This is a genomic window from Sporacetigenium sp. TC11 (assembly GCF_058146105.1).
Genome location: NZ_JBYVNY010000019.1, coordinates 1 through 14,022, shown reverse-complemented (window position 1 = coordinate 14,022; position 14,022 = coordinate 1). Strand labels below are relative to the sequence as shown.

General features: G+C 29.6%; 14 protein-coding genes, 1 tRNA gene, 2 rRNA genes, 1 other RNA gene and 1 other annotated feature. Of the genes, 16 read left to right on the top strand and 2 right to left on the bottom strand.

Annotation, left to right across the window (positions count from 1 at the left end; genetic code table 11):
* From rrf to ACUSRV_RS16625, 13 genes are all read left to right on the top strand, one after another.
* Positions 1-116, top strand: a 5S ribosomal RNA gene (gene rrf, locus ACUSRV_RS16685).
* A gap of 93 nt (positions 117-209) precedes the next feature.
* On the top strand, positions 210-437 hold the full coding sequence (locus tag ACUSRV_RS16680; protein ID WP_490143099.1) for a hypothetical protein: 228 nt from the start codon (positions 210-212) through the stop codon (positions 435-437).
* Between the two features lie 130 nt (positions 438-567).
* Positions 568-1,083, top strand: a complete 516-nt coding sequence (locus ACUSRV_RS16675) for a transcription repressor NadR (protein ID WP_490143098.1) — start codon at positions 568-570, stop codon at positions 1,081-1,083.
* A gap of 66 nt (positions 1,084-1,149) precedes the next feature.
* Complete coding sequence (locus tag ACUSRV_RS16670; protein ID WP_490143097.1) at positions 1,150-2,148, top strand: PTS sugar transporter subunit IIC; 999 nt, start codon at positions 1,150-1,152, stop codon at positions 2,146-2,148.
* A gap of 125 nt (positions 2,149-2,273) precedes the next feature.
* On the top strand, positions 2,274-3,149 hold the full coding sequence (locus ACUSRV_RS16665) for a mechanosensitive ion channel family protein (RefSeq protein WP_490143096.1): 876 nt from the start codon (positions 2,274-2,276) through the stop codon (positions 3,147-3,149).
* A gap of 93 nt (positions 3,150-3,242) precedes the next feature.
* Positions 3,243-3,463 (top strand) — a binding site (T-box leader).
* A gap of 63 nt (positions 3,464-3,526) precedes the next feature.
* A complete protein-coding gene (gene serS, locus ACUSRV_RS16660) occupies positions 3,527-4,804 on the top strand; it encodes a serine--tRNA ligase (protein WP_490143095.1) in 1,278 nt (425 codons plus the stop codon).
* A gap of 162 nt (positions 4,805-4,966) precedes the next feature.
* Complete coding sequence (locus ACUSRV_RS16655) at positions 4,967-5,419, top strand: nucleoside deaminase (protein WP_490143094.1); 453 nt, start codon at positions 4,967-4,969, stop codon at positions 5,417-5,419.
* A gap of 3 nt (positions 5,420-5,422) precedes the next feature.
* Positions 5,423-5,516: transfer RNA gene (locus ACUSRV_RS16650), tRNA-Ser, on the top strand.
* Between the two features lie 28 nt (positions 5,517-5,544).
* An RNA gene (ffs, locus tag ACUSRV_RS16645) (signal recognition particle sRNA large type) lies at positions 5,545-5,809 on the top strand.
* A 108-nt stretch (positions 5,810-5,917) separates the two neighbouring features.
* Complete coding sequence (gene dnaX / locus ACUSRV_RS16640) at positions 5,918-7,564, top strand: DNA polymerase III subunit gamma/tau (RefSeq protein ID WP_490143093.1); 1,647 nt, start codon at positions 5,918-5,920, stop codon at positions 7,562-7,564.
* 65 nt (positions 7,565-7,629) lie between these two features.
* A complete protein-coding gene (locus ACUSRV_RS16635; protein WP_490143092.1) occupies positions 7,630-7,974 on the top strand; it encodes a YbaB/EbfC family nucleoid-associated protein in 345 nt (114 codons plus the stop codon).
* 9 nt (positions 7,975-7,983) lie between these two features.
* Positions 7,984-8,583: a recombination mediator RecR gene (gene recR, locus ACUSRV_RS16630; protein ID WP_490143091.1), complete on the top strand. Its 600-nt coding sequence runs from the start codon at positions 7,984-7,986 to the stop codon at positions 8,581-8,583.
* A gap of 143 nt (positions 8,584-8,726) precedes the next feature.
* Positions 8,727-8,957, top strand: a complete 231-nt coding sequence (locus ACUSRV_RS16625; RefSeq protein WP_490143090.1) for a hypothetical protein — start codon at positions 8,727-8,729, stop codon at positions 8,955-8,957.
* A gap of 64 nt (positions 8,958-9,021) precedes the next feature.
* Here ACUSRV_RS16625 and ACUSRV_RS16620 read toward each other — a convergent pair whose 3' ends face one another.
* The gene (locus tag ACUSRV_RS16620) at positions 9,022-10,224 is read right to left on the bottom strand and encodes an MGDG synthase family glycosyltransferase (protein ID WP_490143089.1); all 1,203 of its coding nucleotides are present in this window, start codon (positions 10,222-10,224) and stop codon (positions 9,022-9,024) included.
* A gap of 207 nt (positions 10,225-10,431) precedes the next feature.
* Here ACUSRV_RS16620 and ACUSRV_RS16615 point away from each other — a divergent pair, with 207 nt between their 5' ends.
* Both ACUSRV_RS16615 and ACUSRV_RS16610 read left to right on the top strand, forming a co-directional pair.
* A complete protein-coding gene (locus ACUSRV_RS16615) occupies positions 10,432-10,662 on the top strand; it encodes a glutaredoxin family protein (protein WP_490143088.1) in 231 nt (76 codons plus the stop codon).
* 138 nt (positions 10,663-10,800) lie between these two features.
* Positions 10,801-12,066: an MFS transporter gene (locus ACUSRV_RS16610; protein ID WP_490143087.1), complete on the top strand. Its 1,266-nt coding sequence runs from the start codon at positions 10,801-10,803 to the stop codon at positions 12,064-12,066.
* A gap of 53 nt (positions 12,067-12,119) precedes the next feature.
* Here ACUSRV_RS16610 and nhaC read toward each other — a convergent pair whose 3' ends face one another.
* Positions 12,120-13,571 carry a Na+/H+ antiporter NhaC gene (gene nhaC / locus ACUSRV_RS16605; RefSeq protein WP_490143086.1) on the bottom strand — a complete coding sequence of 484 codons (1,452 nt, stop codon included), beginning with the start codon at positions 13,569-13,571 and terminating at the stop codon, positions 12,120-12,122.
* Positions 13,572-13,961: 390 nt separating this feature from the next.
* Between nhaC and ACUSRV_RS16600 the strand changes: the two genes are divergently transcribed.
* Positions 13,962-14,022 (top strand): 16S ribosomal RNA (locus ACUSRV_RS16600); the annotation flags it as partial.

Here is a 14,022-nt window from a genome sequence, read left to right as displayed (position 1 = left end):
GTGGTTACAATAGCAAGGAGGATACACCTGTTCCCATTCCGAACACAGAAGTTAAGCTCCTTAGCGCCGATGGTACTTGGTGGGAAGCTGCCTGGGAGAGTAGGACGTAGCCGCGTAGTCTTTTTTTGTATGTAAATATACTCATAAAGTTTATAACCTAGACATATTATTTAAGATAATAATAAATATGAACAAGGAGGATTAAACTTATGAGGGGATTTATATTAGAATGCGAGAAGGGTATACTAACAGACATAATAACTTTAGTAGAAAATAATAAAATAAGCTTAGAGCGAATAGAGAAAACTACAAGTGAAGACGACTTTATAAATATAAAATTATATATAAATGATGAATGTAATGTATTTAATATTGACAGCTTTATAAAAGATGTCAATAAAATTAGAGAAGTAAACTCTGTTAATATAATTTATTAAAAACTATGTGTGTGCACATAGTTTTTTATTTTAAAGGAAAACTTATATTATAAATAAACTTACTAATAAATATTGAAATATACATCTATTTTTTGATATTATATATCTAAATAAATATAGGAGGAGATATGTGGATACTTTAAAAAGAAGGAATGACCTTGAAGATATATTACTAGAAAGCGATTACCCCATAAAAGGGTCACACTTAGCTTCTAAGCTAGGTGTTAGTAGACAAGTTATAGTTCAAGATATAGCTATATTAAGGGCAAAAGGATTGAATATATTTGCTACTCCTCAAGGATATATAATGTATAAAGATAATAAAAAATTAATAAAGACTATAAGCTGTAAAAATCATGAAAGTATAGACGAGATAGATGATGAACTAGGAATAATAGTAGATATGGGAGGAAAAGTAATAGATATAATAGTGGAACATCCCATATATGGAGAGATAAAAGGAATGCTCAATATATCTTCTAAAAGAGATATTAATGAATTTTTATATAGGCTAAGACAAACTAAATCATCGGGATTATCTTCTTTAACTAACGGAGTTCATATACATACTATAGAAGTTAAAGATGAAGAAACTTTTAATGAAATAATTAAAATCCTAAAAGAAAAAAAGATATTATTGACATAATAATTTAAAATATATATTTTTTTGACAATAGGTGACAAGACAAAAGTATAGACACGGGAGGGAAACATGAAAAATTACTTTGTAAAAACATTAAACGGAATGGCTTTAGGATTATTCTCATCTTTGGTAATAGGACTTATACTACAACAAATAGGAACTTTATTCAACATCCCATTATTGACCCAATTTGGTCAAATAGCGAAAACAATGATGGCCCCAGCTATAGGTGCAGGTGTAGCGTATTCTTTAGGATGCCCACCTCTTGTTATATTTTCTTCCATTATAACAGCTACTATAGGAGGGGGAAGTATAAATATAACTGATGCAGGCTCTATTATATCAATAGGTGAACCTGTAGGAGCTTATGTTGCATCTTTAGTAAGTGCAGAATTAGGAAGAAGAATAGCAGGTAAAACTAAGGTAGATATAATATTAATTCCAGCAATAGTTATTTTAGTTGGAGGATTAGTAGGTATATTTATATCTCCTATGGTATCATATATAATGTCTACTATAGGAGCATTTATAAATAGAGCAACACAATTAACACCAATACCTATGGGGATTATAGTATCAGCTATTATGGGGTTAGTATTAACTTCACCAATAAGTTCAGCGGCCTTAGCTATAGGATTAGGATTAGATGGACTAGCTGCAGGAGCAGCACTTATAGGGTGTTCTTGCCATATGATAGGGTTTGCTTTCGCATCATATAGAGAAAATAAAATAGGAGGACTTATCTCTCAGGGATTAGGAACATCAAAAATACAATTTCCTAATGTAGTAAAAAATCCATTAATATTAGTTCCTCCTACATTAGCTAGTATTATATTAGGTCCAATAGCTACAACTATATTTAAATTTAAGACTAATAGTACTGGAGCCGGTATGGGAACAAGTGGATTAGTTGGACCAATTCAAACATTATCTGTTATGGGACAAAGTGGTATAATAGGGATCGTAATATTACAATTTATTTTACCCGCTATAATATGTTTAATTATCTCCGAATATATGAGAAAAAGTGGTCATATAAAATATGGAGACATGAAATTGGAAAATTAATTTAAATGTAGAAATTGTAATAAAAAAGTAATATAATTAATAAAAGGAACTTATGATATAACATGAGTTCCTTAATTTTTTGAATGTATACAATCTATTAAAGATAGCATGAAGGAGGTACATACATGACATCTACGAATATAAATATATCTGGTATAAAAATGACAGAGAGAATGTGGATGAACTTCAAAGATAATGTTGTAACATATGGGCCTAATATAATTTATGCAATTTTTGTATTTATAATAGGATTATATGTGTGTAGATGGATAAAAAAGCTAACCAAAAAGTTTTTAATGAAAATAACTGCAGACAGAGCTATAACAAATTTTATAGTATACGCTATATACACTCTATGTGTAATATCGCTAATAATAACTTGCTTAGGAATAGCAGGTATACCAACTATATCATTTGTAGCTGTGCTGAGTGCTGCAGGCTTTGCAATAGGTTTAGCATTTAAAGAGACTTTATCAAATGTAGCTTCAGGGCTAATAATTTTATTCTTTAAGCCTTTTAGAGTAGGCGATTATATATTTGGATCAGGGGTAGAAGGTACTGTTTCAGATATACACATATTTAGTACTATACTTAATACACCTGACAATAAAACTATAGTAATACCTAATTTTAATTTAACTAGCGATAATGTAATAAACTATACGCATCAAGAAAGAAGAAGAATAGATTTATCTTTTGATGTAGCATATAATACTGATATAAGAAAAGTAAAAGGTATATTAGAAAAGACATTTAAAGAAGAACCAAAGATACTAAATGATCCAAAACCAATAATAGGGCTTAATACATTAGGAGATAATGCCATGCAAGTAGTTGCAAAACCTTGGGTAAAAACTGAAGATTATTGGGATGTATATTATGATATAATGGAAAAAATAAAGAAACTATTTGATGAAAATGGAGTAGAAATACCATTTCAGCATAGAGTTATATATTATAAGAATATAGAAGAAATGAAATCTGATAACAATGAAATTTAATATATAAATAAAAAATATTAAAAAATAAAAAATTATACTTGCAAAATAAATTTTCAATAAGTATAATAGTTAACAAATAAGAAATTATATAACTATAAAGCTAAGAAGGAAAATAGTAGAAGATATGTTTGTCTTCAGAGAGTGAGTGGTTGGTGAGAACTCACGTCAATGATTTTCGAATCCATTCCTGAGCTGCTAATCGGAAATAAAAGTAAGATTAGCCGTAAGTCTACGTTACAGATACGAGGTGAATCATAATACTTATTATGATTAACTAGGGTGGCAACGCGGAAGAGTAAGCTTTCGTCCCTTATTATAGGGATGGGGGCTTTTTTTTATATAAAAATATACATAAGATAATAATAGGAGGAGTAGAAATGTTAGATATAAGAAGAATAAGGGAAAACTTAGATGAAATAAAACATGCTATGGCTAGAAGAGGAGAAAAGGAATTTGATTTAGATGCAGTAGTTGAATTAGACAACAAAAGAAGAGACTTACTTCAAGAAGTTGAAGTAATGAAAAATGAATCTAATACTGAATCTAAAAAAATACCTATGATGATTAAAGAAGGTAAAGATGTAACGGAAGCAAAATCTAAACTAAAAGAATTATCAGATAAAATAAAAGAATTAGATGAACAGGTTAGAAAAGTTGAAGGTGAAATGGAATATAATTTATTAAGAATACCTAATGTTCCACACCCAGATGTTCCACAAGGAACTACTGATGATGACAACGTAGAAGTAAGAACATGGAGTGAACCAACTAAATTTGATTTTGAAGCTAAGGCTCATTGGGATGTAGGAACTAACTTAGGAATACTAGATTTTGAAACAGCAGGTAAGATAACAGGATCAAGATTTACTTTATATAGAGGTTTAGGTGCTAGACTTGAAAGATCTTTAATGAACTTCTTCTTAGATACTCATACATCTAAACATGGATATATGGAAGTATTACCACCGTTTATGGCTAATAGAAATAGTTTTATAGGAACAGGGCAACTTCCTAAGTTCGAAGAAGATATGTTTAAGTTAGAAGGATTAGATTATTTCTTAGTTCCAACAGCTGAAGTACCAGTAACTAATATACATGCTGATGAAATAATGGATGGAGATAAGTTACCTATGTACTATTGTGCATATACTCCATGTTTCAGAGCAGAGGCAGGATCTGCAGGAAGAGATACAAGAGGTCTTGTAAGACAACATCAATTTAATAAAGTAGAATTAGTTAAATTTGTAAAGCCGGAAGATTCATATAAAGAATTAGAATCATTGACTAATGATGCAGAAACTGTATTACAAATGTTAGGAATACCATATAGAGTAGTTAGAATATGTACAGGAGATTTAGGATTTACAGCTGCATTTAAGTATGACATAGAGGTATGGATGCCAAGTTATAATAGATACGTTGAGATATCTTCTTGTTCAAATTTTGAAGATTTCCAAGCTAGAAGAGCTGGCATAAGATTCAAAAGAGATAAAAAATCTAAAGCTGAATATGTTCATACATTAAATGGATCTGGGGTTGCAATAGGAAGAACAGTAGCTGCTATATTAGAAAACTACCAACAAGCTGATGGATCTGTTGTAGTACCTGAAGTATTAAGACCTTATATGGGTGGAATTGAAGTTATAAACAAATAAAATATATAATTATAAAAAAATATTAAAAGAGCTTAAATATGAAGCTCTTTTAATACTTTAGTAAAAAATTTACTTTTTTGTATAAACATTCTATGTAAATTGAGTTGAATTATGGCTCTAAGTGTGATAATATAATACTTATCATAAGTTATAGGAGGAAAGATGGAACACTCTTATTATATGAATGAAGCATTAAAAGAAGCTTATAAAGCTTATGATAAAAATGAAACTCCAATAGGGGCTATTATAGTTAAAAATGATATAATAATATCTAGAGCCCACAATTTAAGAGAAACACTAAAAGATCCAACTGCACATGCTGAGATTTTGGCAATAAAAGAAGCTGCTAAAATACTAGGTGGTTGGAGATTAATGAACTGCACAATGTATATAACAATGGAACCTTGTGTTATGTGTACAGGTGCAATAATAGAATCTAGAATAAAAAACATAGTAATAGGAACTAAACATATAAAAAATAAAGATAGTGAAAAAAATCTAAATCAAAAGTTATATTATTTTAATAATAATAATATAAAAATAAATATAGGAATATTAGAAGAACAATGTTCTAATATACTAAAGATGTTTTTTAAAGATTTAAGACGCAAGTAATTTGGAGAGATGGTCGAGTTGGTCGAAGGCGCTCGCCTGGAAAGTGAGTATACGATGATGAGTCGTATCATGGGTTCGAATCCCATTCTCTCCGCCATAATACAATAAATTAGGTTGTAATTTTGCTGTGCTAGACGGGGAGGTAGCGGTGCCCTGTAACCTGCAATCCGCTATAGCAGGGTTGAATTCCATCTAGAGGTCTAACTGTTGTAGGGCCGCCCTAGGTAAGTGGTGTTGACACTTAGGTCCTGCGCAATGAGAGCTCACAAACCCCGCCAGGTCCGGAAGGAAGCAACGGTAAGTGATCACTCTCATGTGCCGTGGGAGTGCCTAAGTCGAGCTAACTGCCTAGGTAACGCCTATGACATTAGATCGAAGGATGGTGCACAGCATTTAATATAAAAAATCAAATCCCTTTATAGGGATTTTTTTTATATATTATTTAGTTTAGTATATAATAAAAGAGAGTTACTTAAAATTTTAAGGAGAGATAAACGGATGCATAAGGCATTATATAGATCGTATAGACCTCAAACATTTAAAGATGTAGTTGGGCAAGAACATATAATCAAAACACTTAAAAACCAAATACAGACAAATACCATAGGACACGCATATTTATTTAGTGGTACTAGAGGAACTGGAAAAACGTCCACAGCAAAAATATTTGCAAGAACAGTTAATTGTCCTAATAGTATAAATGAAGAACCTTGCAATAATTGTGACATATGTAAGGATATATTAGTTGATAATACAATGGATGTAATAGAAATAGATGCTGCATCTAACAATAGTGTTGATGATATTAGAGAAATACGTGAGAATGTTAAATATACTCCAACTAAATCTAAATATAAAGTATACATAATAGATGAAGTTCATATGCTTTCTCAAGGAGCTTTTAATGCGCTGTTGAAAACATTAGAAGAGCCTCCATCCTATGTGATATTTATACTTGCTACTACAGAACCTCATAAAATACCTGCAACTATATTATCAAGATGTCAGAGATTTGATTTTAAGAGAGTTACAGTAAGTGATATGATTAATAGAATGAAAGATATATGTAATGATATAGGTGTAGAGACTGATGATAAGGCTTTAAACCTTATAGCTAGGAACTCACAAGGAGCTCTTAGAGATGCCCTAAGCATACTTGATCAATGTATATCCTTTAGTAATAATAATATAGAATACAAGGATGTTGTTGAATTACTTGGTACAGTTAATACAGATTATTTATTTAAAATATCTGATTATATAATTAGTGAAGATACAAAGTCATGTTTGGAAATGATAAATGAACTTGTTATATGGGGAAAAGATATAAAGAATTTTATAAGTGATTTAATAGATCACTTTAGAAACTTAATGGTATGCAAGGTATCTAAAGAGTTGAATGAAATAATATCTTTACCAGAAGAAACTATAGAACAATTAAAAGCTCAATCGAGTCAAATAGATATAAAAGATATAATAAGAATATTGAATGTACTTTCTGAGGCTCAAGATAATATAAAGTACTCATCTAATCCTAGAGTTTTAGTAGAAGTATGCATAATGAAGCTATGCCAACCTATGTTTGATGATAGTAATGAAGGTTTAATTAAAAGAATATCCAAACTTGAAAAAATTATATCTAGTGGAATTAAAGTAGTTTCAAATTCTAAAGATGAAGACAATACAATAGCAGATATTGAAATTACAAAAGAAGATTCTATAGAGGATTATATAGAGTACGAGGAAATAAGAAATGAGGATGTAAGGCAATTAGAAAAAATATGGCCTAATATATTAGAACAAATTAAAAAAGATAAACAAATGCCTATTCAAGCATTATTAAGAGAAGCTAAAGATTTTAATATACATGGAAATACATTATATATAATATTTGATGATAAATTCGCATTTGCTAAGAATAAGTTAAGTGCATACAATACATTGACATATATAGAGAATGTCATAAGAAATATATCTCATAGAAAATTTAAGGTAAAGATAATATTAAAATCTCAAGCAAATGATATAAATTTTGAGGAAGATAATGACCAGGAAGACAAAGGCAAGGATAAAGGTGTAGATATACTAGAAAATATATTTCCTAAAGATTTAATAGATATTAAGGAATCTTTAGAGGAAAAGTAAAGTAAATAAATAATATATTATTATGCTATAATATTTAAATAACATATATTTAGGAGGTTTTACATATGGCTAAAAAAGGATTTCCAGGAATGATGCCTGGAGGAAATATGAATAACTTATTAAAGCAGGCTCAAAAAATGCAAGAGGAAATGCAAAAAGCACAAAAAGAATTAGAGACAAAGGAAATAGAAGCATCTGTTGGTGGAGGAGCTGTTACTGTTAAGGTAAATGGAAAAAAAGAACTTATTGATATAACGATAAAGCCAGAAGTAGTAGATCCAGATGATATAGAAATGCTTCAAGATTTAGTTTTAAGTGCTGTTAACGAAGCTTTAAGGTCTATTGATGAGATGACAAGTTCTCAGATGGGCAAGTTAACAGGAGGTATGAATATACCTGGATTGTTTTAGGTGATGCATATGCAAGGTTTTTCTGGACCAATTTCTAGACTTATAGAAGAATTTTCTAAGCTTCCTGGCGTAGGAAGAAAAACAGCTCAAAGGTTAGCCTTTCATGTAATAAACATGAATACTAATGATGTAGAAGCTTTATCAAAGGCTATAGTAGATGCTAAGAGAGAAATAAAATATTGTTCTAATTGCTATAACATAACAGACAAAGACCCCTGTAGTCTATGCTCTAATAAGAGCAGGGATGAAGATACCATATGCGTAGTAGAAGACCCTAGAGATGTAGCTTCTATGGAGCGAGTTAAGGAATTTAAAGGTCAGTACCACGTATTACATGGAGTTATATCTCCTATGGATGGAGTTGGTCCTGATATGATAAAAGTTAGAGAACTTATACAAAGGTTAGGCAATCAAGAAGTAAAGGAAATAATAATAGCTACAAACCCGACAATTGAGGGTGAGGCAACAGCTATGTATATATCAAGATTAATAAAGCCTATGGGAGTAAAAGTAACTCGAATAGCACATGGACTTCCTGTAGGAGGAGATATAGAATACGCTGATGAAGTTACTATAGCTAAGGCATTAGAAAATAGAAGAGAAATATAAAGTCGAAGCTTATGCTTTGGCTTTTTTTTGTAAAAAATTACTTTAATATTTTTTAAAACACTTATTGAAGTATATATAATTGTATTGTATAATTTGTGATATATTTAATCTTATACTTAAAATCTAAAACTAGGGGTGTAATAATGAAAGCTGGTATGAACTTTGAAGAGCATAAAGCTATAAAAGAAAAAAGAATCAAAAAATTAAAATCAAAGGACAAAGAAAAGTATATTGATGAGGATAGCGGCTTGGAAGTTATAAATAAGAAAAAGCCAAAGGCTAAAGCTACTAAGGTTAAAAGTAGTGAATTTAGAAACAACCATAAAAATTTTCAATATGATTATGAAGAAGACTTATACGAACCTAATTACTAATATTAATATAGATAAAAAACCAGCTTATAGCTGGTTTTTTAAATTACAAGGATATTATGATTTACTACTTATATAATTGTTGCAATACTAAATCTGCTATCTTCTCTGCAGAACTATACTTCTTCATATAATCTATATTTTCTTTAAGTCTTTTTAATCTATTTGGATCATCTATAAGTGTTTTTATAAGTACAGGTATAGTATATTTTTTTGTAGGCTTTAAGGCAGCACCACAATTTAATAAAAAGTCTAAGTTTTCTTCTTCTTGACCAGGAATATAATAAGGAATTATCATTGGAATACCTTTTAATAAGGCTTCTGTAGTAGTAAGGCCACCTGGCTTAGTTATTAATATATCTACAGCTGCTAAAATATCATTCATTTTATCTGTAAATCCTAAAGAACATACATTCTTATTATGAGTATATGATAATAGGCTTTTATCGATTTTTTCTTTGAGTGTTTCATTTTTACCAGATATAACTATTATTTGAAAGTCTCTATTTATATCTAAAAGTTCTATTAATGTCTCTCTTATATTACCAGCGCCAAAGCTACCACCCATAAGCAATATAGTAAATTTATCTTTATCAAGGTTTAATTCACTAAGAACAGTTTGTCTATCTCTATTAGTTAAAAATGACTTTTCAACAGGTATACCATAAGTATGAACTTTGTTTTCATCAACAAGTTCTTCTATTAGAAGTTGCTTAACAAATTCATCTCCAACTATATAATGGTCTATTTCCTGCTGTATCCACGTAGAATGAGTTGTATAATCTGTCAATACTGATATCATAGGAGGCATATCCATTTCATATGATAATTTAAGATTTTTCTTTATAGTACTAGCTAATTTATTTTCTAATGGTGAATTATCTTTTTTTATACTACATAAAGCTATCATAGGAAATGGATGAGTACCTATTATTACATCAGGCTTTTTAGACTCTATTAATTTTCCTAACTTTCTAGCCATTAATCCAGCTATAGGATTATTTTTAAATTCGTGCTTAGATATTATATCTGATTCAGATATCCTATAAGCCCTTCCATATGCCTTAGGTGTATAAAGTGCTGATTTTTCATATCCTTGAGATATTATTTTATCCATCATATTATGTACAAATTTCAAACTATCTACAATTTCACATTCTAATTTTTCGCCATTTATTATTTTTTTTGTTATTTCTTCCTTTATAGCTCGAGCTGCTCTATTATGACCGCCACCAGTTGAAGCAGAAAGAATTAATACCTTTTTGCTCATTTTTAAACCTCCTACAAATATATATTTTATGTAAAATATATCATAATTAAATTTTACTATAATTTATGTTAAAGTGGAAATAATTAAATAGAGATATTAGTTAATAAGTACTTATTAATTAATATTAACTTATATGATAAAATATATTAAAAAGTTTAATACCAAAATTAAAGGGTATTAATATTATAAATAAGGGAGGTTATATAAATGAAAAAATTAGAAATATATACTAGTAATTCATGTGGATATTGTGGTATGGCAAAGGATTACTTTAAAGAAAACAATATAGAATATATAGAGTATAATATCTCTGAAAACCCTCAATACAGAAAAGATCTAATGAAAAAAGGATATATGTCAGTTCCTGTTATAATTATAGAAGGAGAAGAAGTAATAGGATTTGATAAAAATAGAATAGAAAAATTATTAGAATCATAATAAAAAGCCACAGTTTAAAATGTGGCTTTTTTAATTATTAAATATATAATATTAGAAAAAAATTTGTTCAAAGATTTAATTATATAAAATATAATATATATTAAGAAAATTAAAAAAATAGTTTCGTAGGGGGAAATCATGGCAAAAGAAAACAATGAAAGTTTAAAAAGAGTACTAAGTTATAGATGGTTAGTATGGAGTATATTATGCTTATGCTATATTGTAGTCTTTTTTCAAAGGTTATCTGTAGGGGTAGTAAGGCCGGATTTGGAGCAAACATTTAACTTATCTGCTGTTGATTTTGGAAATCTTATATCAGCTTACTTCTATGCTTATATGATAATGCAAATACCTACTGGAATATTAGCAGATTCATTAGGACCTAAAATAACAGTTACTATAGGAATTTTATTAGGAGGAATAGGATCTATAATGTTTGGATTATCTCCTAATATACAGGTTGCATTTATATCAAGATTATTAGTTGGGGCAGGAGTTGCAGTAATATATGTATGTATACTTAAAGTAATATCTAATTGGTTTTATGTAAATGAATTTGCTACTATGGTAGGGATAACATCATTTATAGGGAACTTAGGGGCTATAATAGCACAAGCTCCATTATTATTTTTAGTATCTATATTAAGCTGGAGAAATACATTTATATTAATAGGGATAGTGTCCATAGTATTAGGGATTATAAATTACATAATAACTAGTAATAGTCCTGAAGATAAAGGATGGCCTTCATTAAATAAGCAAAAAACAACAGAAAAGGTAAATATAAAAGAATCTTTTATAAGAGTATGTAAAAATCCATATACATGGCCTCCGTTTATATTATTTGCTGGAATGTATGGAGCATTTGTTGGACTTACAGGTGGATGGGGCATGAGTTATTTAAAAGATGTATATAAAATGACTGATATACAGAGCTCAAATTATATAACAATAGCATTAATTGGAGTAGCTATAGGAAGTATAGCTATGGGGAAGATATCTGATAAGCTAGGCAAAAGAAAATTGCCTATAATAGTTTTTAACTTAATATCTCTTATATGTTGGGTCATACTAGTTTTTGGAAATACAGATAAAAACCTATTATTACCAATAATGTTTATAATAGGTTTTAGTACATCATCCTTTGTATTATCTTGGCCTTGTGGGAAAGAAGTTAATGATCCAAAAGCAGCAGGTATTTCTACCTCTATTGTAAATATGGGAGGATTTCTAGGATCAGCTATATTACCTCCTACAATGGGTAAGATTATAGATATATATACTAAAACTATGAGTATTCAACAAACGTATCAAAAGGCTTTTTTAATTGCTATAGTATTTGTATCTATATCCTTAATAACATCATTAGCTATAAAAGAGACAAATTGTAAAAACGTGGCATAAATATAAAAAGCTCCTATACATTATTTTGTATAGGAGCTTTTATTATATTTATATTATGCTTTATTAGAAGGTGCTAAGTTAAATTCTTTTTCAACTTCAATCATTTCTTCAGCAGAAAGTTTTTCCATTGTTATTCCTGTAGCTCCGTAGAATAGAGAAACTAAAGGATTTATTAAGTTAAGGAATGCATATGGTAAATAAGCTAGTGGAGCAACGCCTAGTGTAGCAAACATATATGCACCACATGTGTTCCATGGAACTAATGGTGATGTTAGTGTACCACTATCTTCTAAGCATCTCGATAAGTTCTTAGGATGAAGCCCACGTTTTCTAAATTCATCTTTATACATTCTTCCTGGTATAACTATAGATAAGTATTGCTCACCTGTAACTATGTTTACAAATGTACAAGAGAATAAAGTAGCAGCTACTAAACCAAATGTACCTTTAGCAAATTGTAATATACTAGCGGCTATAGCTTCTAACATACCTGTTGATTCTAGTACACCACCAAGAGATAATGCACAAAGTATAAGTGAAACTGTCCACATCATACCATCTAATCCACCACGAGTTAATAAATCATCAACAGCGGCAATACCAGTTTCAGAAACATATCCATAATGTGCAGCATTTATTATATCTCCTAAACCAGCACCTTGGAATACTCCAGCAAATACTGCACCTAATAATGAACCAACTATAAGTCCTGGTATAGCAGGAACTTTAAGAACAACCATAGCTATAACAGCTACAGGAGCTATAAATAAAACAGGAGTAAGAGTATTAAAGTTATTAGCTAATGAAGTTCTTATTAATTCTATTTGTGCAACATCAAGAGCTTGGCCTGCATACTTCATACCAAGTATAGCGTATATAATTAATGATATTATTAAAGCAGGACCGGTAGTAAATATCATATGTCTTACGTGTTCAAATAATGTTGTACCAGCCATTGCAGGAGCTAGGTTAGTTGTATCTGATAATGGAGACATTTTATCTCCAAAGTAAGCACCTGATATTATAGCACCAGCAACAACAGGAGCAGGTATTCCAAGGCCTTGACCTATACCAATTAGTGCTATACCAACAGTACCAGCAGTAGTCCAAGAAGAACCAGTTGCTAAAGAAACTATACAACATATAACTGTTGTAGCAACTAAGAATATACCTGGTGATAATATTTCAAGTCCCCAATAAATCATTGCAGGAACTATACCACTAACTATCCATGTACCTATTAATGTACCTACTATTATAAGTATAAGAACGGCTTGCATTGCCATATTAATTGTTTTAAGTATACCTTCTTCAAGCTCACCCCATGTATAACCTAACCTTGTCGTAGCAACTATTGCAGCTACTATTGCACCAAGGATAAGTGGAATGTGTGGAGAAGCATCATACTTAAATATAGCAAATGCTAAAAATGCTATTAATGCTACAATAGGAAAAAGAGCTTCTAATAAGTTTGCCTTCCTTTTAAGTTTTGGTGTGTTACCCATAAAATTATACCCCCTAAGATTTGATTTATATTTATAATAATTCTATGCTTGGACCAATAAGAAATATTATAAATATATAAAAAACGTATTCTAAACTAATTTAATTATACAATATTAATGAAAAGAATAGAATAATTATTTTGAAAAAATAGAAAATAACAAATAATACAAAATTTCATAATGAAAGAATAAAATAGTATAATATAAGAAATTATAATAAAATATAGTAAGAAATAAATTTTAAAATAAAAATACAAAAATGTATTGACTCTATATTATATACATGATATATTATTACTTGTCCTTAAGAAAAGGGACAAGATAATTGAACTTTGAAAATTAAACAGTAGGATAATTAAACACCATTTATTTATAAAGTAATGCCAAGTTTATCATGAGAGTTTGATCCTGGCTCAGGATGAACGCTGGCGGCGTGCCTAACACATGCAAG